The sequence below is a fragment of the Pseudomonas sp. UMAB-40 genome (genome assembly GCF_900095275.1).
GTDB classification, from domain to species: Bacteria; Pseudomonadota; Gammaproteobacteria; order Pseudomonadales; family Pseudomonadaceae; genus Aquipseudomonas; species Aquipseudomonas mandelii_B.
Genome location: NZ_LT607557.1, coordinates 114,243 through 133,981, shown reverse-complemented (window position 1 = coordinate 133,981; position 19,739 = coordinate 114,243). Strand labels below are relative to the sequence as shown.

Sequence of the window (19,739 nt, the reverse complement as noted above, 5' to 3'; positions counted from 1 at the left end):
ATTTTCCTACAAGAGTCATTACCCATGTCCGCGCAACCTCCATCCGCCATCGAGCTTGAGTTCGCCCGGCGCTACGATCAGGAACACGCCCGCGTCTGTCTTCAGCCGCGACCGCGAGGCCTGGCGGGGCGCTTGACGTTCTGGCGCGACGAGCAACTGGTGCGCAACGCGTTGAAGGTCGCCGGTGAGCCGGGCTTGATTCTTGATGTGGCCTGCGGTGCCGGGCGTTTCTGGCCGGTGTTGGCCGAGCATACGAACCGCGTGATCCTCGCGTCCGACCCTTCGCAGGACATGCTCAACCACGCCCAGACTCACCATTCGCCAAGCATGCTCAAGCGGATCAAGACGTTCCAGAGTTCGGCCTTCACCCTTGGCTTGTCGGCGAACGCGGTCGACAGCATTTTTTGCATGCAACTGTTTCAGCATATCGACAGCCCGGAGCATCGGTTGGCCCTGCTGGCAGAGTTCCACCGTGTGAGTCGCGATACAGTGATTGTGGCAGTACGGATCGATGCACATTTCAAGCTCCGCCGCTCGGGCGCAACGGGCGCTCACCCCCGGCCGCTGGCCGGCAAGGCGGAGTTCGAAGCCGAATTCAGGCTCGCGGGTTTCAGCTTGCTCAGTCACCAGGACTTCCTGCCCGGTTGTGCACGAATGCGGGTCTACGTGCTGCGCAAGGCCAGTTAACCTCCGCTTGTCAGACATTTCTTGCCGTCAGGCAGGTCTTTTCGCTAAAGCTCTTGTTCAGTGGATGCGCGGAAATCGCCGGGGGCGATATATACTGCGCGCCATTCTTCAAGGGAGAGCCGTGTGGCCATCGATATTCACTGGATTCGCGACAACGATAGCCTCGGTCAGTTTTGCGCCGAGTGGCAGCAGCTGCCCTACGTTGCCCTCGACACCGAATTCATGCGGGTCGACACCTTTTACCCGATCGCAGGCCTGCTGCAGATCGGCGATGGCGTACGCGCTTACCTGATTGACCCACTGACCATCGACAACTGGCAGCCTCTGGCCGCGTTGCTGGAAAACCCGGCGGTGGTCAAAGTCGTCCATGCGTGCAGCGAAGACCTCGAAGTGTTGCTGCGTCTGACCGGCAGCCTGCCAGCGCCGCTGTTCGATACACAATTGGCCGCCGCTTACCTGAACCTCGGTTTCTCGATGGGTTATTCACGGTTGGTGCAGGAAGTGCTCGGCATCGACCTGCCCAAGGGCGAAACCCGTTCCGACTGGCTTCAACGTCCGCTTTCCGATACCCAGATCAGCTACGCCGCCGAAGATGCCTTGCACCTGGCGGAAGTTTTCGTGCAGCTGCGTCCGAAGCTGTCCGACGACAAGTACGCCTGGGTCCTGGAAGACGGCGCCGAGCTGGTGGCCAACCTGCGCCGCGAGATCGATCCCTACGAGGTCTATCGCGAAGCCAAGCTGGCCTGGAAGCTCTCCCGCGCCCAGCTCGCCGTGTTGCGTGAACTCTGCGCCTGGCGTGAGCGCGAAGCCCGCGCCCGCGACCTGCCGCGCAATCGCATTGTCCGTGAGCACTCGCTGTGGCCATTGGCGCGCACGCAACCGGACAACCTCGGCGCGCTGGCGAAAATCGAAGACATGCACCCGCGTACCGTGCGTCAGGACGGCGAATTTCTGCTTGATCTGATCAAGCGCTCTGGCAGTGTGTCGCCAGATCAATGGCCGCCCGCCGTGCCAGAGCCGCTGCCGGTGGACGCCGCCAACCTGGTCAAACAGCTGCGTGCGATCGGCCAGGCCGAAGCCGAGCGCCTTAACATTGCGCCGGAACTGATGCTGCGCAAGAAAACCCTGGAAGCGCTGCTCAAGAGCGGCTACCCCAACGGTCCTTACCAATTGCCTGATTCGCTGCGTGGCTGGCGCCGCGAATTGATGGGCCAGGCGCTGCTCGACAGCTTGGCCACCGCCGGAGAACAGCCTTGAAACGTATTTGCTCCATCTATCGAAGCCTGAAGAAAAACGAGATGTACCTCTATGTGCTAAAAAGCGATGCACTGGAGCGCGTCCCGGAAAGTTTGATGGCCGCCTTCGGCAAACCTCATCACGCTTTCGATCTGGTGCTGACCCCCGAGCGCAAACTGTCGCGCGAGGACATCACCGTGGTCCTGGAAAACCTTGAGAAGCAGGGCTACCACCTGCAAATGCCACCGGCCGAAGACGAATACATCGAACACTTGCCGGAAGAATTGCTGCGACGCAACGACCCGATGTGATCGGCAGACAGGCTCTGTTCAGAGTCTGTGTGAAACACTGGAATGATTTTGGCGATGGCCAGGGCGACGGAGCGAAACTCCGTCGGCGGCCGTTTGCACTGTTTTCGAAAGGTTTGAACCATGCGCGTTCTGATTGCTGAACACGACCACCCCGTGTACGCCCAACTGTTACGTCAGGCTGCGCCTGATCTGGAAGTGCTGACCAGCGGCGACTCCGCCGAACTGGCCAGCCAGGCGGCCGACTGCCCGATCTGGCTGGGCCAGCCGGACCTGCTGGCAAACTTGTTGCGCCAGGGCCACCAGCCACAATGGCTGCAATCGACCTGGGCCGGCATCACGCCGCTGCTGGCCGACGGTTTGCGCCGCGATTATCGTCTGACGCGAGCGGTGGGGATTTTTGGTCAGGTCATGGCCGAATACGTCCTGACCTACATGCTCGGCCACGAGCGCGAAGTGCTGGCGCGGTTGGTCAGCCAGGTCGAGCGCAAGTGGGACAGTCGTCAGGGCCAGAGCCTGGCGGGACGCAAGGTGTTGATCGTCGGCACCGGTGACATCGGTCAGACCGTGGCAAAGTTCCTAGTACCGTTTGGCGTCGAGTTGTACGGCATCGCCAGCGAAGCCCGCGAGCAGGCGCCATTTGTTGAAGTCGGCGCGCTGGCGGACTTGCCACGGCTGGTCGGTGAAGTGGATTTCGTCATCAATCTGCTGCCCAACACCCCCAATACCCACGACTTGTACGACGCGGCGCTGTTCAAGCAGTTCAAGCCGACCGGGTTGTTCATCAATGTCGGGCGTGGCGTGGCCGTGGTCGACGCGGACCTGGTGGAGGCCTTGAAAGAAGGGCATCTGGCGGGCGCGGTCATCGACGTTTGCCGTCAGGAGCCGCTGCCGCAGCGTCATCCATTCTGGACTGCCTGGGGCTTGCTGCTGACCGGCCACAGCTCGGCACCGACCTCTCCCTCGATGATGGTCAACCTGTTTGTCGAAAACTTGCGGGCGTATCAGGCGGGCGAGGCGTTGCGCGGGGAAGTCGACTTCAACCGCGGCTACTGAACCCACCGCTCACTCGAATAGTGTGCAAAACCTGTGGGAGCGAGCCTGCTCGCGAAAGCGGTCTGTCAGTCAACATTGATGTTGAATGTGACAGCCCTTTCGCGAGCAAGTCGAATCGTCGCACCGCCACTCCCACATTGTTTTTGCGGGGTGGCTTAGAGGGTGAAACTGCCTTCGGCCGCCAGTTCGCTCAACGGGCGGCGCGGGCTTGGTTCTTCGCGCGCTTGCAGGTAATCGGCCAGCGTCGCTTTGTCGCCCAGTTTGCCCACGGCCACCGCCGCGTGCAGTGCGTACCCTTCAGGAATGTTCAGCTCTTTGCGGGTCAGGTCCTGGTCGAAACCGGCCATGCCGTGGGTGTGCCAGCCGCTGATGCTCGCCTGCAGCGCCAGATGGCCCCAGGCCGAACCGGTGTCGAAGGTATGCCACAAGGCCGGGGTTTCTTCGGTGGCGCCGGGTACCGCGAAGGTGGTTTTCGAGATCGCGATTACCAATGCCGAGGCGTGTTGCGCCCAGCCGCGGTTGAATTCATTCAGCAGGCCCAGAAAACGCTCCCAGTTCGGCGTATCGCGACGCGCGTAGAGAAACCGCCAAGGCTGCGAGTTGTAGGCCGATGGCGCCCAGCGTGCGGCTTCGAAGAAGCTCAGCAAGGTTTCTTCGGGAATGGTTTCGCCGGTGAAGGCGCGGGGCGACCAGCGATCGGTGAACTGAGGGTGGATCGCATACTCGGCAACGCGTGGATTTGCACTCATCAGAGATTCCTTGCTTCGTTTGAAAGTGAGGGGCGGCGAAAACCTGCGGGCGCAGTTGGGCTGGGCGCTAAGGTTTTTCCAGAGCCTGGCAGTTCACCTGAATGCAACGCGGTTGAGCGTTAATGGCATTTGGGCATGGCTCCTTGCGACTGGCAAAGCTACGTGGCGGCGCAAAAACTGACAAGCCCCGTTCTACCGGCAGTCGCCAATGCTTGGCCCGCAAGGGCCTTGGCACTAGACTGGCGGCCTTTTCACCACCTGATGTTGATGCTCGAACCATGGCCGCTAAAGTCGAACCGTTCTGGATACGCAAAACCCTCGATCAACTCGATCCGCAGGAGTGGGAATCGCTGTGCGACGGTTGCGGTCTGTGCTGCCTGCAAAAGCTCGAGGATGAAGAGGACAACTCGGTCTATTACACGCGCATCGCCTGCAAACTGCTGGACCTGAAAACCTGCCAGTGCACCGACTACCCGAACCGCCGTGACTTCGTGCCGGACTGCATCCAGCTCACGCCGGGCAAGGCCGAAGAATTCCGCTGGTTGCCGCCGACCTGCGGCTACCGATTGGTCAGTGAAGGCAAGGACTTGCCCCTATGGCATCACCTGGTGTGCGGTGATCGCGAGGCGGTGCACCACGAACGCATTTCCCAGTCCGGGCGCATGCTCGCCGAAGGCAGCGTGGCCGAAGACGATTGGGAAGATCATCTGATTTTCCGCGCGGGTTAATGTGGCGAGCGAGCTTGCTCCCGCCTGAGTGCGCAGCACTCACCAAACAGGCGATAACTACTAGAATTCGGGGCCGCTACGCAGCCCGACGCGAGCAAGTTCGCTCGCCACAACAGGAGTGTGTATGGCTGTCGGATTGCGGCTGGTGTTGGTCGTCGGGCTATGGGCCCTGAGTTCGTCCGTGTGGGCGGCGAAGAAGGTCGATCTGGATTACCACGTGCGCCTGTTGCCGCAAAGCGATCAGGCCGAAGTGCGGCTGACGCTGGCCCAGGGCTCGGCGGTGCGCAGTCTGGATTTCGATCTGGGCGACGGCAGTCACTACAGCGATTTCAAGGCTGACGGCCAATGGCAACTCACGCCGGGCAAGCAGACACGCGGCGTTTGGCGTCCGGCCACTGACAAGGCCAGCCTGACCTACCGCGTGCGCATCAGCCATGGGCGCAAGAGCGGCAGCTTCGATACGCGCATGACACCCACCTGGGCGCTGATGCGCGGTGACGACCTGGTGCCGCCGGCCAGACTCGATCAGCAGGATGGCATCGAGCTGGTGTCACGCCTTGAATTCGAATTGCCCACAGGCTGGAAAAGTGTGGAGACTGCCTGGCCGCGCATCGGCAAGAACAAATTTCGCATCGATAACGTCTCTCGACTGTTCGACCGACCCACGGGCTGGATGCTCGCCGGCCACCTCGGCAGCCGTCGCACGCGGCTGGGGGAAACCGAAGTCACCGTCGCCTCGCCCCAAGGCCAGGGCATGCGCCGCATGGACGTGCTGACGCTGCTGACCTTTGTCTGGCCGCAGGTTCAAGCCGTGTTCCCCCGTCATCCCGTCAAATTGCTGATCGTCGGCGCCAACGACCCGATGTGGCGCGGCAGCCTGGCTGCGCGTGAATCGATCTATCTCAACACGCGTCTGCCGCTGGTCAGTGAAAGCGGCACCAGCGCGGTGGTGCGTGAATTGGCGCAGGTGTTCGGGCGGATCAACGACAAACAGCGCAGTGACTGGATCAGTGAAGGGTTTGCCGAGTATTACGCCATCGAACTGGTGCGCCGCGCGGGTGGCATGAGTGATGAGCGGTATGAGAGTTTGCACGGTAAGTTGGTCAAGGACAGCCAGAAAGTCACGACTTTGCGTGGCGAGCAGATCAACCCGGCACAGGTGTCGAAAGCGGTGTTGTTATTGCAGGAGCTGGATCGCGAGATTCGTTTGAAAACGCGCAACAAGCGCTCGCTCGATGATGTGTTGCGCGGGGCGATGCATCTGGGGAGTGTGGATACCAAAGAGTTTGTTCAGCTCGCGCAAAGCGTGATTGGCGAGTATTCCAAGGTCCTTGATACCGAGTTGCTTCAGTAATACCGCCTTCGCGAGCAAGCCCGCTCCCACACTTGATCTGGTCGTACACAAGATCAATGTGGGAGCGGGCTTGCCCGCGAAGAGGCCGTCAGCCTCAGCGAAAATCCCGGATCAAACCCCGGTCTTGGGCGACTTCAACGAATCATTGCCTGTCACCGTCGCGGTATGGGTCGCCGCCTCGGCATTCGCCTTCAACTTGCTCAATTCTTCCCCGGCCCGCTCGATCTTCGCCCGAACGTTATTCATGTCCTGACGGCTTTTCTCCAGCAGGCTTTTCGCCGAGCTGTGCCCGGTAATCCCGCGAGCCAGCGCTACGCCGCCGATGGCCACCTGGATCAACCCGAAAATACCGCCGCGACGCAGGCCCTTGCTCATCATCACCACGCCACCGGCGAGGGAGCCGACACGCTCCCAGCCGTGTACGTTCTGTTCGGAATGAGTCTGGAACGGGGTGGATTCGATGCGTTCTACGCGTTTGAGTTCGCTCATGATCTGTCTCCAGGCAGGAAGGCTGCTTCAACAATAGATAGTTAAGCTGACTGCCGGGGCGGTCGGCTTGTTCCATCAAATGTGCGGCGATTCAGCGGAATTTTGCCCCGGAACGGGTATTGAGCCCCTTGGACATGCGGTCGTAGAGCACGACGTTGACGGTGGCGGCCAGGTTCATGCAACCGGTGGTCGGGATATAGACCACGTCTTCACACCAGTCGCGAATCTCTTTATCCAGCGAACCGTCTTCCGGGCCGAAGATGTACAGCGCGCGGTCCGGGTGGGTGTATTCGGGGAGTGAGCGGGCGCCTTCGACCAGTTCCACGGCGACGGGCACGCAGCCCAATGGCAGGATTTTCTTCAAATCGTCGATGCCGATCAGCGGGATGTCGTAGTGGACGCGCTTGGTGTCGGTGACGAAGTCGGCGGCGCGTTCATAACGCTTGCCGGTGTAGAACACGGACGCCACGCCATAGCAGCCGGCGGCGCGCATGACCGAGCCGACGTTTTCCGGTGATTTGGGGTTATACAAACCAATGCAGCTGTACCGTTTGTCTGCCACGAGCGGGGTGCCTTCGGGAAAAAACGGCGATTATACGGGGATTGGGGGAGGGGTGTCCGGTTTGGAGATTGGTGGTGTCTGGGTGATTGCTATCGCGGGCAAGCCCGCTCCCACAGTGATTGGCGGTGAGCACAAATGTTGTGTACGCCGCACAACCCTGTGGGGGCGGGCTTGCCCGCGAAGAGGCCAGTCCAGCCACTGAAAATCTTCAGTCGTCTTTTTTCATCAGGCCGGCCAACGCCGCAAACGGGTTATGCGTCGCCTTGGCGATTTTCGGCGTGCTCAGCGAGCCTTCGTGAAAATACTGCTGGTCGGTATACCGCGAGTGTTCGTTGTCGTGGCAATACAGGCACAACAATTCCCAGTTCGAACCATCCTGCGGGTTATTGTCGTGGTTGTGGTCGCGGTGGTGCACGGTCAGTTCGCTCAGGCGCTTGCCAGAGAACTCCCGGGCACAGCGGCCGCACACGTGCGGGTACATCTTCAGGGCCTTGTCGCGGTAACCCATTTCCTTGTCGCGCTGGTTGTCGGCGAGGATGCGATCCAGCTTCGAGGTATTGGTCGGCGTTGACGAACTCATGGGTTCACCTTTGTAAAAGACTAATGACGGTTATGACGTGAGTTTAGCTCAGCCCTTGAGCTTCTCGGCAATCCAGATGGTGTGGCGGGTGCCCTTGTTGCCGTGGGCGAAGACCTGGACTTCCTCGGCCTTGAAGCCGGCTTTCTTCAGTTTGTCGGAAAACTGCTTGTCGGCGCTGGCCGACCAGACCGCCAGCACGCCTTTGGGGCGCAAGGCCTTGGCGCAGGCGCTCAGACCACCGGCGGAGTAGAGCCAGCTGTTGGCCCGTTGGGTCAGGCCTTCGGGGCCGTTGTCGACGTCGAGCATGATTGCGTCGAAACCTTGTGGCTCGGCTTGCAGCACTTTGGCCACGTCTTCCATGCGGATCACGGTGCGTGGGTCGAGCAGCGGATTGCCGGCTTTCTCGCCCAGCGGCCCGCGATTCCACTCCACCACGCCGGGCACCAGCTCGGCGACCACCACTTCAGCGGTCTTGCCCAGATGCTTGAGGGCCGAGGCGAGGGTGAAGCCCATGCCGAGGCCGCCGATCAGCACCCGCGAGTTCGGCCGGCCGGCCACCTTGCGGCACGGGATCTCGGCCAGGGCATCTTCGGAACCGTGCATGCGGGTGTTCATCAACTGCCCGCCGTCACCGCCCTGGATCTTGATGACAAAATCCTCGCCATACTCGAACAGGCACAAGGCGCCGCCGTTTTCAGGGATGGGGGCGGTGTCGAGCAGAACGAAACGTTTCATGGAAATCTCAAATTGGGGGAAGGCAAACAGAGGCAGTTGGGAGTAGCCTGCCCATGACAACAAGGCCAACGGAGCCATTGATGAAGCGCACCATTCTAACGGTCATTGCCTTGGCCGCGCTCTCGATAACTGCAGTGCAGGCCCAGCAGTTGCAACCCGTTCCTATCAGCCCGGCGCCGCTGCCCGGTTCGCCCGGCACCGCGACCCCGACGCCTTATCCGCAAATTACCCCCTCCACTGCGCCCAGGACCGGGCCTGGCAGTGGCGGCCCACCGCTGGTGCCGATCGAGATGCCCAGTCCGCCGACCAAGGATCAACCGGTACCGGGTATTGAGCCGAACAGCACGAAGATCAAGTCGCCGGGCGGTTAAACCTGCTGCGAGAGCAGTTGCCCGTCGGCCATGCGCAGGCGTTTGGAGAGGGAGACGGCGAGGGCGCGGATGATCTTGGCAGCGATTTTCGGCGCATCGTTGATCATTTTTTCCAGAGAGTCCTTGCCCAGGTTCAGCAACTGGCAGTGGCTGGCGGCCACGCAACTGGCCGAACGGCGTTCGCCATCGAGCACGGCCATTTCGCCGAAGGAGCGACCGCTGCGCAGGGTGGCCATGGTCACCAACTGTCCGTCGCCGTTGGTCTTCTGCACCGACACTTGGCCGGTGTGGATGATGCACATGAAGCTGCCGGCATCACCCTCATGGAAAATCTCTTCGCCTTCGGCGATGGTGCTGATGCTGAAATAGCCGGAGGCAGCGGCGAAATCTGCCGGCAGCAGTTGATCGAACAGGCCGCAGTCCATCAGCCAATCGCGGATTTCGTTGTTCAGTAAGGTCGGTTCTGACATGTCGGCACGGTCTTTTTTTTGTGTCTGGTCTGTTCCAGGATCTGGCTTCACTACATATCCCTGTGGGAGCGAGGCCCGGTGTACAGGTCTTAAGACCGGATCACAGGGCCAAGTTCCTCAGGCAATCCCCAAAACCTTGAAAACAAATGCGTATTCGAGTGCTACGTCACGCAATCCCTGATAACGACCGCTCATCCCGCCATGCCCGGCGCCCAGTTCAGTCTTGAGCAGCAGGGGATGGATGTCGGTTTTGGTCGCGCGCAATTTCGCCACCCACTTCGCGGCTTCCCAGTACTGCACGCGGCTGTCGTTGTAGCCGGCGATCACCAGGGTCGCCGGATAGGCTTGCGCGGTGACGTTTTCGTACGGGGCGTAGGCCTTGATCCGATCATAGACTTCCGGCTCTTGCGGATTGCCCCACTCGTCGTATTCGGTGACGGTCAGCGGCAGGTCCGGGTCGAGCATGGTGTTGAGCACGTCGACGAACGGCACTTCGGCAATGGCCGCGCCGAACAGCTCCGGTCGCTGATTGAGCACCGCGCCGATCAGCAAACCGCCGGCACTGCCGCCGCTGATCGCCAATTGCGCTGAGGTGGTGAAGCCATTGTCGATCAAGTGCTCGGCACAGGCGATAAAGTCGCTGAAGGTGTTGTGCTTGTGTTCCTGCTTGCCGGCGCGATACCAGGCCTCGCCCAGTTCACCGCCGCCCCGCACGTGGGCGATAGCAAACGCCACGCCGCGATCCAGCAAACTCAGGCGGGCGTGGGAGAACCACGGGTCAAGGCTTTCGCCATAGGCGCCGTAGCCGTAGAGATACAGGGGCGTCGGCTGACCGAGGGCTTCGCGCTTGACCACCAGGCTGATCGGCACTTGCGTGCCATCGGGTGCCGTCGCCCACAGGCGCTGGCTGACGTAGGCGTCGGCGTCGAACGGGCCGAGCACCGGGGTTTCCTTGAGCACTTTCTGCTCGCCGCTGCCCAGCTCCAGCTGGCGGATTTGCGCCGGACGGTTCAAGGCTTCGTAACGCAGGCGGATCCGCTCGCTGACAAACTCCAGGCTGTTCTGCACATGCAGGCTGTAAGCCGCATCCGGCAGTTGCACGCGGTAGCTCGGCAGGTCCTGCGGATGGACTTCAATGACCGGCAAGCCGCCGACCCGCAGGCTCAGGGTCATCGCGCCGACGTTCAGGCTCATGCCCTCGATCATCGTGCTGTCGCTGTGGGGGATCAGGTTCTGCCAGTCGGCCTCGGTGGGCGCGACACCGGTATCGACGGCGGTGTACAGGGCAAAGTTGATGCCGTCGCGGTTGGTGCGGATAAACCAGGCCCACTCGCCGTTCAGCGTGCCGTGGTCGACGTCATATTCATGGTCTTCAACCCGTGGCGCCAGGCAGGTAAAGGCCTGCTGCGGCTGCGAGGCGTCGAGGGCCCAGACTTCGCTGGTGGTCTTGCTGCCCAGCGACAGCAGCAATTGCTGTTCGGAGCTGGAGCGATAGCAATGCAGGAAGAATCGGCCGTCCGGCTCGTTGAACACTTCTTCGGCCGCCGTGCCGTCCAGTCGATAGCGCAGCAGTTTGTGCGGACGGTGGGTGTCGTCCAGCTCGCCGAAAAACAGCGTCAGGCTGTCGTTGGCCCAGGTCATGCTGCCGTCGCAGTCCTGGAACTCAAGTTCGCTAACGCGGCCGTTGGACAATTCCTTCACGAACAGCGTGTAAATCTCATCGCCTGTGGAATCGATGCTGTAGGCCAGGCGCTGGTGGTCCGGGCTGATGCTGAATGCACCCAGGGAAAAGAAGCCGCCGTTGGCCAGTTCGTTTGGGTCCAGCAGCAGCTGTTCCTGGCTTTCGTCGAGTTGCAGGCTGTCATCCGTCGGGCGCGGGCAGCGGTAATGGCGGGCGTATTCGTCACCGGCGGTGGTGCGCGTGTAATACAGGTACGGGCCCCAGGGGGAGGGCAGCGACAGGTCGGTTTCGAGAATCCGGCCCTTGATCTCCTCGAACAGGGTTTCGCGCAGCCCGGCCTGATCGGCGGTTTGCGCCTCTTGATAGCTGTTTTCAGCCTTGAGGTAGTCGAGCACCGCGTCGGTGTCGCGCTCCTGCAGCCAGGCATACGGGTCAGGGCCGTCGGCCTTGTGGGCAATCGGGGCGCTGGTGACGTTGGCGGATAAGGGCATGAAGGACTCTCGGACAATGTACGAAAAATAGGGTTTTGCAGGCGCAATGCAACTCTTGATGCCTGTGCAGACCGGCTGCTCCCACAGGTTCTGTGTCTTGACCGACTGGCATTGGAGCAAGCCTGACGGGCGAAAAGTCGTTACTATAAGCGCCTCTTTGCCTGCCTTGCCATGGACACCATGACCGAGAACGACTATCTGATCGCCTGGGGCCTCTACGCCTTTGCCGCTTTAGGCTGCCTGTTGGTGTGGATGCGCATCACCCGCTGGATGTGGCGTTGGCTGCGTGAGCCATTGCGGCTGCTGGTTGCCGTGCTGCTGTTCAGTCCGACCATCATCGACCCTGTAAAGGAAAAAGTGGCCCCGGCCATCGCCATCACTGCGCTCGATCTGCTGTTCAAGGTGGGCAACAACGCCTGGCGGGCGGTATCCGACCTGTTCATGTACGGCATGATCGCCTTCGGCATTTACCTGGTGTTCGTGGCGATCCGGTTCCCTATTGAACGGGCTTCCAACGCTCGCAAGGAACAGGCCGCCGCTGCCAAGGCCGCGGCCCGGGCCGACGATCCTGACGACGATCATCCGTTCGGCGGTGCCGGCGACGATCGTTACGGTCGTCCGCCAGTGCCGAGCAACCCTCAGCGATTGCGGGTCGAACCGCGTTTGTAACCTTGCCCCTGCCTTCCATCGAGAGTCCGAGCATGTGTGAGTTATTGGGCATGAGCGCCAATGTGCCGACCGATATCGTGTTCAGCTTTACCGGGCTGATGCAGCGCGGCGGCCGCACCGGGCCGCACCGTGACGGTTGGGGCATTGCCTTCTACGAGGGGCGCGGCCTGCGGCTGTTTCAGGACCCGGCTGCCAGCAGCGAGTCGGAAGTGGCGAACCTGGTGCAGCGCTATCCGATCAAAAGCGAAGTGGTGATCGGGCACATCCGCCAGGCCAATGTCGGCAAGGTCTGCTTGTCCAACACGCACCCTTTCGTGCGTGAACTGTGGGGCCGCAACTGGTGTTTCGCCCACAATGGCCAGTTGGCGGATTTTCAGCCGATCAAAAGCTTTTACCGCCCCGTCGGTGACACCGACAGCGAAGCGGCATTCTGCGATTTGCTCAACCGTGTGCGCGCAGCCTTTCCCGAACCGGTCGAGATCGAAGCGCTGTTGCCGGATCTGGTGGCCGCTTGCGCTGAATACCGCAGCAAAGGCGTGTTCAACTGCCTGCTGAGCGACGGCGACTGGCTGTTCTGCTATTGCTCGACCAAATTGGCCCAGATCACCCGGCGCGCGCCATTCGGCCCGGCGCGGTTGAAGGATGTCGATGTGATCGTCGATTTCCAGGCCGAAACCACGCCCAACGATGTGGTCACGGTGATCGCCACCGAACCCCTGACCGAAAACGAAACCTGGACCCGCTACGAACCGGGCCAATGGAGCCTCTGGCGACGCGGCGAATGCGTCAGCCAGGGCAAGACCGAATAAGGATCTCACCCGATGTTGCTCAGTTATCTACGGCTGGTGTTGTTTGCGGCGGGCCTGTTGATCGGTGTCCAGGTGCCGGGGTTTATCAGCGATTACGCGAAACGGGTCGAAGCGCATCTGATTGAGGCGCAGACCAGCCTGAGCGGTTTCCAGGGCACCGCCAACCAGTTCTTCAAGGGCGATATGCAGGCGCTGGTCGCCCATTACCGCGCCAGCGAAGACCCGATTTTCCGCAGCGACGCCGAGAGCCTGAGTACCTTGCTCACCCGTCAGCTGGCGCTCGATAAACAGTTCCAGGCCATGCAGGGCCCGTGGTATATCCGCGTCCTGCAGGTGGCGCTGGCGGCTGATCCGGATATTCGCAAGGAAACCTGGAATGGCTACAGCTACCAGATCCTGCTGACACCGGAAGCGATGATCTGGGGAATGAGCGGTGCGTTGCTGCTGTCTTTCGGCATTGAATGCCTGTTCCGTCTGATTGACTGGGTGGTGCTGGGCGGCAAACGTCTGCGCCAGAGCCGGCCGATTGAAGACCGGGATGTGCGGGGGTTGTAAGAGCCAGATCAAAAGATCGCAGCCTCGTTTCACTCGACAGCTCCTACCAGGGTTTTGCGTTTCCCTGCAGGAGCTGTCGAGTGAAACGAGGCTGCGATCTTTTGCTTTTCAACGACTCAAAGTGATGTAGCCCTCGCCCACCTTGCGCGCATACCCCTCCAGCACCTGCTGACACAACGCCACAATCTCCTCGACCCACTCCACGCCAACACGCCACGACACCACGACCTGCAAATTAGGCAGCTGTTGATCGATGGCCAGCAGGGTCAATTCCCCTCGCGCCAGCTCCTCGGCCACCAGGACCGGCGGCAACGCACCAATGCCGAATCCGTCGCGCAGCAACCGGGTAATCGCCGACACCGAATTCACGCAATTCAGCCGGGGCGTCATCACCCCGTTCGCCTGCATCAGACTCAGAATGTCCTGATGCGGATGTGAGTTTTTCGAGTAAGTAATGATCCGCTCGCGCGCCAGATCGGCAATGCCCGTGTACTCGCGGTTGTAGATCGAATTGCTGGCCACAATCCAACCCATCGGATGGCTCGCCAGTTCAAGGCTGCGCACGCTTTCCTGACGTACCAGATCGGTTTGCAGGATCAGATCGAGAAAGCCTTTTTGCAGCTGATCGCAGAGGTTGAGCGCCGTATCGGCCACCAACTCGATTTCCACCAGCGGATAGTGATCCATCATCTGTGCCACCAGCGGGCTCAGCCATGTGTGAATCACCGTGTCCATCACGCCGATCCGCACGCGCCCGACCTTGCTTGAGCGCGTCTCGATCGACTGCTTGAGGGCTTGCATGGTGTCCATCATCTGCTCGGCGTACTCGAGCACTTTCAAGCCTTCGGGCGTCAGGCTCACGCCTCGCGAATCGCGCAGAAACAACTTCACCCCGAGCTCGCCTTCGAGCACCGCGATGCGGCTGGAAATCGACGCCTGGGTGGTGAAGAGCTTGTCTGCTGTCAGGCGAAAACTCTTGAGTCGGGCGACCCAGACAAAGGTCTCGAGAAACTTCAGGTTCATGGGGTCGGCTCGTGGCGGATAAAGTTTTCTTATGTCTAGGGCGGGGTTTTATTAGTTGGACGCAGTAGGGCCGGACAACCAAAAATCAGGCCATCCGGTTCCCACGATAGGCGTCGTCGGGGCTCAGAACAATACCAATAAAATTTGCACGGAGATTTGCCATGAGTGCGCCCGACACGCTCGACATCCCCAAAGCCACGCCTCGCCCGGGACCTTTCGACTGGTACCGCAACATCAATCAGCAGGAACGCCGCACCTTCTGGAGCTGCAAGATCGGCTATGGCCTGGACGGCATGGACACCCAGATGCTCAGCTTCGTGGTGCCGACCCTGATTGCCATGTGGGGCATCACCACCGGCGAGGCCGGGCTGATTCATACCAGCACGCTCATTGCGTCGGCCATCGGCGGTTGGGTGGCGGGGATTCTGTCGGACCGCATCGGGCGTGTGCGCACCTTGCAACTGACGGTGCTGTGGTTTGCCTTCTTCACCTTCCTCTGCGGCTTCGCGCAAAACTACGAGCAACTGTTGATCAGCCGCACCCTGATGGGCTTCGGTTTTGGCGGTGAGTGGACCGCCGGCGCAGTGCTGATGGGCGAGGTGATTCGCGCCAAGGACCGCGGCAAGGCAGTGGGCATGGTGCAATCGGGCTGGGCCCTGGGTTGGGGGCTGACGGCGATTCTCTATGCGCTGCTGTTCTCGGTCTTGCCGCCGGAAGATGCCTGGCGTGCTCTGTTCATCCTCGGAATCGTGCCAGCGATTTTCGTGATTTTCGTCCGTCGACTGGTCAAGGACCCGGAAATCTACCGTGAAGCCAAGGCCAAGCAGGAGCCGGGCAACGCCGCGAAGTTCTACGAGATCTTCGCCCCCGGCATCCTGTTTACCACGATTCGCGCTTCGGTGCTGACCACGGGCGCACTGGGCGGTTACTACGCGATCACGTCCTGGCTGCCGACGTTTCTGAAGAACGAGCGCGGTTTGAGCGTACTCGGCACGGGCGGGTATCTGGCGATGGTGATCGTCGGATCCTACGTCGGCTACGTCATCAGCGCGTATTTGACGGACATCCTTGGCCGCAAAAAGAACTTCATCCTGTTCGCGGTAGGCTCGTTCACCATCGTGCTGCTCTATACCCAATTGCCGGTCAGTAACGGCGTGATGCTGTGGCTGGGCTTCCCGCTGGGCTTCTTCGCCTCGGGGATTTTCAGTGGCATGGGCGCGTTTTTGACCGAGTTGTTTCCGACACGGATTCGCGGTTCGGGGCAGGGCTTTTGCTACAACATCGGTAGGGCTTTGGCCGCGTTGTTCCCGTTGCTGATCGGTTTGATGAGCCAGAAGGTGCCATTGAGCGTAGGCATCGGGGCGTTTGCGGCGGTGTCCTACGGTGTGGTGATCCTTGCGGCGTTGAGCTTGCCGGAAACCCGTGGCAAACAACTTGAAGCCGAGTAGCTGATAATCTGCGGGCATCTGCCCGACAGCAAAAAAAGAAAATGCCTACAGGAGTGTTCACCGTGAGCCGCCTGCTATTGAATTGCGACATCGGCGAGAGTTTCGGCAACTGGACCATGGGTCTGGACGCCGAGGTCATGCCCTACATCGATTGCGCCAACATCGCCTGCGGCTTCCATGCCGGCGACCCGAGCATTATGCGCAAGACCGTCAGCCTGGCCCTGAGCAATGGCGTGCAGATCGGCGCCCATCCGGCCTATCAGGATCTGGTGGGTTTCGGCCGCCGTTCCATGGCCTACGCCACCCAGGAGCTTCAGGACATTTTGCATTATCAGATCGGCGCCCTCGACGGCATCTGCCGGGCCCAGGGCGGACGACTGAGTTACGTCAAGCCCCACGGCGCGATGTACAACGACATGATGGCCAACCCGGCGCAATTACGCGCGGTGCTGCAGGCCGTGGCGGCGTATGACCGGACCCTGCCGCTGATGCTCATGGCCACGCGCGACAACAGCGCCGCCCAGCAACTGGGCGATGAGTACGGCGTGACCTTGTGGTTCGAAGCCTTCGCCGACCGAGCCTACGACAGTGCCGGCATGTTGGTTTCGCGGCAACTGCCGGGGGCGGTGCACCACGATCCCGAAAGAATTATCGAGCAAGCGCTGACCATCGCCCGTGGCGACACCCTCACCGCCAGCGACGGCAGCGCCTTGCTCTTGCAGGCCAACACCCTGTGCGTCCACGGCGACAACGCCAGTTCGGTGGCGGCGGTGCGCCGGATTCGCGAAGCACTTGATCAGCAGAGCGCACCATGAAACCGCGGGTTGAGGTGGTGGCGCTGGATTGCCTGATGGTGCGTCTGTTCGATGAAATTGCCGAAGCCAACATGCCGTGGATGCTGGCGGCCAGCGAAAATCTGCGCGCGGCGTTCGCCGGGCATCTGATCGATCTGGTGCCGTCTTACACGACGTTGATGGTGCATTACGACCTGACCGCGTTGAGTCCGGCTCAGGCCCGGGAATTGATCGCCGAAGCGCTGATTGACCTGTCGCCCAACGCGAGCACCGGCGGCAAATGTCATGTGCTGCCGGTCTGGTATGACTTGAGCGTCGGTCCGGAGTTGAGCCTGTTGTCGCAGCGCAGCGGGCTGTCGGTGGACGAGGTGGTCCGCCGCCATAGCGAGCGCGAATATCAGGTGTTCGCCTTGGGCTTCGCGCCGGGATTCGCCTTCATGGGGCTGGTGGAAGAAGTGCTCGCCGCGCCGCGCCTGAATACGCCGCGCAAAAAGGTGGCCGCCGGCAGTGTCGGTATCGCCGAGCGGCAAACTGCCGCCTACCCGGTGGTGTCCCCCGGCGGCTGGAACCTGATCGGCCGCACGCCAGCCAAATTGTTCGACCGCGAGCGCGACGGCTACAGCTTGATGCAACCGGGTGACACCGTGCGCTTTGAAGCGGTCAGCCATGCGGAGTTCATCAACCTGGGCGGTGACGACACGCCATTGGAGGCCCAGGCATGAGCCGTCTATTGATTGAGGCGAGTACGCCGCTGTGCCTGTTGCAGGACGCGGGTCGTTTCGGTGTGCGGCACCTGGGCGTCACCCAGGGCGGTGGGCTGGATTGGCGCTCGATGTCGTGGGCCAATTGGTTGCTGGGCAATGGCCTGGATGCGCCAGTGATTGAAATCACCCTCGGCGGCTTCAGCGTGGTGGCCGAGGACGATTGCGTGTTGGCGCTGGTCGGGGCGGACTTGGGCGCGCGAGTGGATGGCGAGGCATTGGCGCCGTGGCGCAGTTTCCGGCTGAACAAGGGCCAGCGATTGCAATTCACTCAGCCGCTGCTCGGGGCGCGAGCTTATCTGGCGGCGCCCGGCGGGTTCGACGCGCCAAAGGTGTTGGGCAGCAGCGCGACGGTGGTCCGTGAAGAACTTGGCGGGCTGGATGGCATGGGCCGGGCCTTGGCCAAAGGGGCACCGTTGAGCTATCGCGGGAGTGCGCTGTTATTGCTGCGGGAGTTACCGGCAGAACACCGGCCGGACTTCAAAGTCGATTCGCCACTGGATGTGGTCCTCGGCGCGCAGATTGGCGAGTTCAGCGGGCAAAGTCTGTTCGACGCCTTCAACAGCGTCTGGACCCTCGACAGCCGTGCCGATCGCATGGGCATTCGCTTGCTGGGAACGGCGTTGCAGTACCAGGGCAAACCGATGATTTCCGAAGGCATCCCGCTGGGCGCAGTCCAGGTGCCGCCGGACGGGCAGCCCATTGTGTTGCTCAATGATCGGCAGACCATTGGCGGTTACCCGCGTTTGGGGGCGTTGACGCCGCTGGCACTGGCGCGACTGGCGCAGTGCCTGCCGGGGGCTAAGGTGCGGTTGCGCCCGGTGGTGCAGGAGGTGGCGCATCGGGAGCAGGTCAAGTATTTGCAGCGGTTTTCAGACCGCTAAAAGCATCGCGGGCAAGCCCGCTCCCACAGGGGGAAATGGTGTTCACAAAATGTGTGAACAACACTGATCCTGTGGGAGCGGGCTTGCCCGCGATGGCGTCAGTACAGGCAACCGAGATTACTTGGAAAGAAACCGCATCCCTTCCTCCAACCCCCGCAACGTCAGCGGGTACATCTGGTCGTCAATCAAGTCCCGCACAATATTGGTCGACGACGTATAGCCCCACGTATCTTTCGGATATGGGTTGATCCAGATGACCTTCTTGTACTTCTCCATGAACCGCTGCATCCACACATAGCCGGCTTCTTCGTTCCAGTGCTCGACGCTTCCGCCGGCCTGGGTGATTTCATAAGGCGCCATCGCAGCATCGCCAATGAAGATCACTTTGTAGTCGGCACCGTACTTGTGCAGCAGGTCCTGGGTCGAAGTGCGCTCGGAGGTGCGGCGCATGTTGTTCTTCCACACCGATTCATAAATGAAGTTGTGGAAGTAGAAGTACTCCAGGTGCTTGAACTCGGTCTTGCAGGCCGAGAACAGTTCCTCGCAGATCTTCACGTGGGCGTCCATCGAGCCGCCGATGTCGAACAGCAGCAACAGCTTGACGGTGTTGCGTCGCTCCGGCCGCATCTGGATATTCAGCAGGCCGGCATCGCGCGCGGTGTGGTCGATGGTGCCATCGATGTCCAGCTCTTCCGCCGCACCCTGACGGGCGAATTTGCGCAAGCGGCGCAGGGCGACCTTGATGTTGCGCGTGCCCAGTTCCACCGAATCGTCGAGGTTCTTGTACTCGCGCTGATCCCACACCTTGACCGCTTTGCCTTGGCGCTTGCCGGCATCGCCGACGCGAATGCCTTCCGGGTTGAAGCCGCCGGAGCCAAACGGACTGGTGCCGCCGGTGCCGATCCATTTGTTGCCGCCGGCATGGCGTTCTTTCTGTTCTTCGAGGCGCTTCTTGAACTCTTCGATCAGCTTGTCCAGGCCGCCGAGGGACTGGATCGCGGCCCGTTCTTCTTCGGTCAGGGAGCGCTCGAATTCTTTGCGCAGCCAATCTTCAGGAATCAACGCCTGAAGGTGATTGTCGAGCTTTTCCAGGCCATTGAAGTAGGCGCCGAACGCGCGGTCGAACTTGTCGAAATGCCGTTCGTCCTTCACCAGAATCGCCCGGGACAGGTAATAGAACTCGTCCATGTCGGCGAAGGTCACGCGCTGTTTCAGCGCATTGATCAGGTCCAGCAGCTCACGCACCGAGACCGGCACCTTGGCTGCGCGCATTTCATTGAACAGGTTGAGCAGCATGGC

At 61.1% G+C, this 19,739-nt stretch carries 23 protein-coding genes; 14 read left to right on the top strand and 9 right to left on the bottom strand.

What is annotated here, in order from left to right; all coding sequences use genetic code 11:
• The first annotated feature begins 24 nt into the window (after window positions 1-24).
• The 4 genes from K0F88_RS11860 (at window position 25) to K0F88_RS11845 (ending at window position 3,287) form a co-directional block, all read left to right on the top strand.
• Window positions 25-687 (top strand): class I SAM-dependent methyltransferase, encoded by a 663-nt coding sequence (locus K0F88_RS11860; protein ID WP_094468635.1) that lies wholly within the window; start codon window positions 25-27, stop codon window positions 685-687.
• 123 nt (window positions 688-810) lie between these two features.
• Window positions 811-1,944 carry a ribonuclease D gene (gene rnd / locus K0F88_RS11855; protein WP_219095185.1) on the top strand — a complete coding sequence of 378 codons (1,134 nt, stop codon included), beginning with the start codon at window positions 811-813 and terminating at the stop codon, window positions 1,942-1,944.
• Window positions 1,941-2,234: a YcgL domain-containing protein gene (locus tag K0F88_RS11850; protein ID WP_007898694.1), complete on the top strand. Its 294-nt coding sequence runs from the start codon at window positions 1,941-1,943 to the stop codon at window positions 2,232-2,234. The genes rnd and K0F88_RS11850 overlap by 4 nt, the downstream gene beginning before the upstream one ends.
• Before the next feature lie 120 nt (window positions 2,235-2,354).
• On the top strand, window positions 2,355-3,287 hold the full coding sequence (locus K0F88_RS11845) for a D-2-hydroxyacid dehydrogenase (RefSeq protein ID WP_219095184.1): 933 nt from the start codon (window positions 2,355-2,357) through the stop codon (window positions 3,285-3,287).
• 155 nt (window positions 3,288-3,442) lie between these two features.
• On the opposite strand, the gene K0F88_RS11840 is transcribed toward K0F88_RS11845, so the two are convergent.
• The gene (locus K0F88_RS11840) at window positions 3,443-4,036 is read right to left on the bottom strand and encodes a nitroreductase family protein (RefSeq protein ID WP_219095183.1); all 594 of its coding nucleotides are present in this window, start codon (window positions 4,034-4,036) and stop codon (window positions 3,443-3,445) included.
• A gap of 278 nt (window positions 4,037-4,314) precedes the next feature.
• Here K0F88_RS11840 and K0F88_RS11835 point away from each other — a divergent pair, with 278 nt between their 5' ends.
• The gene (locus K0F88_RS11835) at window positions 4,315-4,764 is read left to right on the top strand and encodes a YcgN family cysteine cluster protein (RefSeq protein WP_219095182.1); all 450 of its coding nucleotides are present in this window, start codon (window positions 4,315-4,317) and stop codon (window positions 4,762-4,764) included.
• A gap of 124 nt (window positions 4,765-4,888) precedes the next feature.
• Entirely contained in the window at window positions 4,889-6,118 is a 1,230-nt protein-coding gene (locus K0F88_RS11830) for a hypothetical protein (protein ID WP_219095181.1), read from the top strand.
• Window positions 6,119-6,229: 111 nt separating this feature from the next.
• Here K0F88_RS11830 and K0F88_RS11825 read toward each other — a convergent pair whose 3' ends face one another.
• The 4 genes from K0F88_RS11825 to K0F88_RS11810 all read right to left on the bottom strand — a co-directional run bounded on the left by K0F88_RS11825 (window position 6,230) and on the right by K0F88_RS11810 (window position 8,484).
• Entirely contained in the window at window positions 6,230-6,607 is a 378-nt protein-coding gene (locus K0F88_RS11825; protein ID WP_094468629.1) for a DUF2892 domain-containing protein, read from the bottom strand.
• A gap of 91 nt (window positions 6,608-6,698) precedes the next feature.
• Window positions 6,699-7,169: an RNA methyltransferase gene (locus K0F88_RS11820; RefSeq protein ID WP_008153126.1), complete on the bottom strand. Its 471-nt coding sequence runs from the start codon at window positions 7,167-7,169 to the stop codon at window positions 6,699-6,701.
• A gap of 208 nt (window positions 7,170-7,377) precedes the next feature.
• The gene (locus K0F88_RS11815) at window positions 7,378-7,749 is read right to left on the bottom strand and encodes a YajD family HNH nuclease (RefSeq protein ID WP_010462132.1); all 372 of its coding nucleotides are present in this window, start codon (window positions 7,747-7,749) and stop codon (window positions 7,378-7,380) included.
• 48 nt (window positions 7,750-7,797) lie between these two features.
• Window positions 7,798-8,484, bottom strand: coding sequence for a spermidine synthase (locus K0F88_RS11810; RefSeq protein WP_027925870.1), 687 nt, complete (start codon window positions 8,482-8,484; stop codon window positions 7,798-7,800).
• 80 nt (window positions 8,485-8,564) lie between these two features.
• Between K0F88_RS11810 and K0F88_RS11805 the strand changes: the two genes are divergently transcribed.
• The gene (locus K0F88_RS11805; RefSeq protein WP_094468627.1) at window positions 8,565-8,855 is read left to right on the top strand and encodes a hypothetical protein; all 291 of its coding nucleotides are present in this window, start codon (window positions 8,565-8,567) and stop codon (window positions 8,853-8,855) included.
• Here the strand turns inward: K0F88_RS11805 and K0F88_RS11800 are convergent.
• Entirely contained in the window at window positions 8,852-9,325 is a 474-nt protein-coding gene (locus K0F88_RS11800) for a cyclic nucleotide-binding domain-containing protein (protein ID WP_094468626.1), read from the bottom strand. The two genes, K0F88_RS11805 and K0F88_RS11800, sit on opposite strands and share 4 nt — an antisense overlap.
• Before the next feature lie 117 nt (window positions 9,326-9,442).
• Entirely contained in the window at window positions 9,443-11,497 is a 2,055-nt protein-coding gene (locus K0F88_RS11795) for a S9 family peptidase (protein ID WP_219095180.1), read from the bottom strand.
• Window positions 11,498-11,668: 171 nt separating this feature from the next.
• Here K0F88_RS11795 and K0F88_RS11790 point away from each other — a divergent pair, with 171 nt between their 5' ends.
• The 3 genes from K0F88_RS11790 to K0F88_RS11780 are packed head-to-tail and all read left to right on the top strand — an operon-like array spanning window position 11,669 to window position 13,530.
• The gene (locus tag K0F88_RS11790) at window positions 11,669-12,166 is read left to right on the top strand and encodes a hypothetical protein (RefSeq protein ID WP_010462122.1); all 498 of its coding nucleotides are present in this window, start codon (window positions 11,669-11,671) and stop codon (window positions 12,164-12,166) included.
• A gap of 32 nt (window positions 12,167-12,198) precedes the next feature.
• Window positions 12,199-12,975 carry a class II glutamine amidotransferase gene (locus K0F88_RS11785; RefSeq protein ID WP_083374803.1) on the top strand — a complete coding sequence of 259 codons (777 nt, stop codon included), beginning with the start codon at window positions 12,199-12,201 and terminating at the stop codon, window positions 12,973-12,975.
• Window positions 12,976-12,987: 12 nt separating this feature from the next.
• The gene (locus tag K0F88_RS11780) at window positions 12,988-13,530 is read left to right on the top strand and encodes a DUF2937 family protein (protein ID WP_219095179.1); all 543 of its coding nucleotides are present in this window, start codon (window positions 12,988-12,990) and stop codon (window positions 13,528-13,530) included.
• Window positions 13,531-13,638: 108 nt separating this feature from the next.
• On the opposite strand, the gene K0F88_RS11775 is transcribed toward K0F88_RS11780, so the two are convergent.
• A complete protein-coding gene (locus K0F88_RS11775; protein WP_219095178.1) occupies window positions 13,639-14,553 on the bottom strand; it encodes a LysR family transcriptional regulator in 915 nt (304 codons plus the stop codon).
• 161 nt (window positions 14,554-14,714) lie between these two features.
• Between K0F88_RS11775 and K0F88_RS11770 the strand changes: the two genes are divergently transcribed.
• The 4 genes from K0F88_RS11770 (at window position 14,715) to K0F88_RS11755 (ending at window position 18,440) form a co-directional block, all read left to right on the top strand.
• Window positions 14,715-16,001: an MFS transporter gene (locus K0F88_RS11770; protein WP_094468621.1), complete on the top strand. Its 1,287-nt coding sequence runs from the start codon at window positions 14,715-14,717 to the stop codon at window positions 15,999-16,001.
• 62 nt (window positions 16,002-16,063) lie between these two features.
• Complete coding sequence (locus K0F88_RS11765) at window positions 16,064-16,816, top strand: 5-oxoprolinase subunit PxpA (RefSeq protein WP_219095177.1); 753 nt, start codon at window positions 16,064-16,066, stop codon at window positions 16,814-16,816.
• Window positions 16,813-17,517 carry an allophanate hydrolase subunit 1 gene (locus K0F88_RS11760; protein ID WP_219095176.1) on the top strand — a complete coding sequence of 235 codons (705 nt, stop codon included), beginning with the start codon at window positions 16,813-16,815 and terminating at the stop codon, window positions 17,515-17,517. The genes K0F88_RS11765 and K0F88_RS11760 overlap by 4 nt, the downstream gene beginning before the upstream one ends.
• Window positions 17,514-18,440 carry a biotin-dependent carboxyltransferase family protein gene (locus tag K0F88_RS11755; RefSeq protein ID WP_219095175.1) on the top strand — a complete coding sequence of 309 codons (927 nt, stop codon included), beginning with the start codon at window positions 17,514-17,516 and terminating at the stop codon, window positions 18,438-18,440. The genes K0F88_RS11760 and K0F88_RS11755 overlap by 4 nt, the downstream gene beginning before the upstream one ends.
• Before the next feature lie 117 nt (window positions 18,441-18,557).
• Here the strand turns inward: K0F88_RS11755 and K0F88_RS11750 are convergent, their stop codons facing one another.
• Window positions 18,558-19,736, bottom strand: coding sequence for a VWA domain-containing protein (locus K0F88_RS11750; protein ID WP_219095174.1), 1,179 nt, complete (start codon window positions 19,734-19,736; stop codon window positions 18,558-18,560).
• Between the last annotated feature and the right edge of the window lie 3 nt (window positions 19,737-19,739).

What these genes read in the sequence shown, in the direction of transcription:
- K0F88_RS11860 (WP_094468635.1), top strand. Translation starts at nt 25, where the DNA reads ATGTCCGCGCAACCTCCATCCGCCATCGAGCTTGAGTTCGCCCGGCGC.
- K0F88_RS11845 (WP_219095184.1), top strand. Translation starts at nt 2,355, where the DNA reads ATGCGCGTTCTGATTGCTGAACACGACCACCCCGTGTACGCCCAACTG.
- K0F88_RS11840 (WP_219095183.1), bottom strand. Translation starts at nt 4,036, where the DNA reads ATGAGTGCAAATCCACGCGTTGCCGAGTATGCGATCCACCCTCAGTTC.
- K0F88_RS11835 (WP_219095182.1), top strand. Translation starts at nt 4,315, where the DNA reads ATGGCCGCTAAAGTCGAACCGTTCTGGATACGCAAAACCCTCGATCAA.
- K0F88_RS11830 (WP_219095181.1), top strand. Translation starts at nt 4,889, where the DNA reads ATGGCTGTCGGATTGCGGCTGGTGTTGGTCGTCGGGCTATGGGCCCTG.
- K0F88_RS11825 (WP_094468629.1), bottom strand. Translation starts at nt 6,607, where the DNA reads ATGAGCGAACTCAAACGCGTAGAACGCATCGAATCCACCCCGTTCCAG.
- K0F88_RS11815 (WP_010462132.1), bottom strand. Translation starts at nt 7,749, where the DNA reads ATGAGTTCGTCAACGCCGACCAATACCTCGAAGCTGGATCGCATCCTC.
- K0F88_RS11810 (WP_027925870.1), bottom strand. Translation starts at nt 8,484, where the DNA reads ATGAAACGTTTCGTTCTGCTCGACACCGCCCCCATCCCTGAAAACGGC.
- K0F88_RS11805 (WP_094468627.1), top strand. Translation starts at nt 8,565, where the DNA reads ATGAAGCGCACCATTCTAACGGTCATTGCCTTGGCCGCGCTCTCGATA.
- K0F88_RS11800 (WP_094468626.1), bottom strand. Translation starts at nt 9,325, where the DNA reads ATGTCAGAACCGACCTTACTGAACAACGAAATCCGCGATTGGCTGATG.
- K0F88_RS11795 (WP_219095180.1), bottom strand. Translation starts at nt 11,497, where the DNA reads ATGCCCTTATCCGCCAACGTCACCAGCGCCCCGATTGCCCACAAGGCC.
- K0F88_RS11790 (WP_010462122.1), top strand. Translation starts at nt 11,669, where the DNA reads ATGGACACCATGACCGAGAACGACTATCTGATCGCCTGGGGCCTCTAC.
- K0F88_RS11785 (WP_083374803.1), top strand. Translation starts at nt 12,199, where the DNA reads ATGTGTGAGTTATTGGGCATGAGCGCCAATGTGCCGACCGATATCGTG.
- K0F88_RS11780 (WP_219095179.1), top strand. Translation starts at nt 12,988, where the DNA reads ATGTTGCTCAGTTATCTACGGCTGGTGTTGTTTGCGGCGGGCCTGTTG.
- K0F88_RS11775 (WP_219095178.1), bottom strand. Translation starts at nt 14,553, where the DNA reads ATGAACCTGAAGTTTCTCGAGACCTTTGTCTGGGTCGCCCGACTCAAG.
- K0F88_RS11770 (WP_094468621.1), top strand. Translation starts at nt 14,715, where the DNA reads ATGAGTGCGCCCGACACGCTCGACATCCCCAAAGCCACGCCTCGCCCG.
- K0F88_RS11760 (WP_219095176.1), top strand. Translation starts at nt 16,813, where the DNA reads ATGAAACCGCGGGTTGAGGTGGTGGCGCTGGATTGCCTGATGGTGCGT.
- K0F88_RS11755 (WP_219095175.1), top strand. Translation starts at nt 17,514, where the DNA reads ATGAGCCGTCTATTGATTGAGGCGAGTACGCCGCTGTGCCTGTTGCAG.
- K0F88_RS11750 (WP_219095174.1), bottom strand. Translation starts at nt 19,736, where the DNA reads ATGCTGCTCAACCTGTTCAATGAAATGCGCGCAGCCAAGGTGCCGGTC.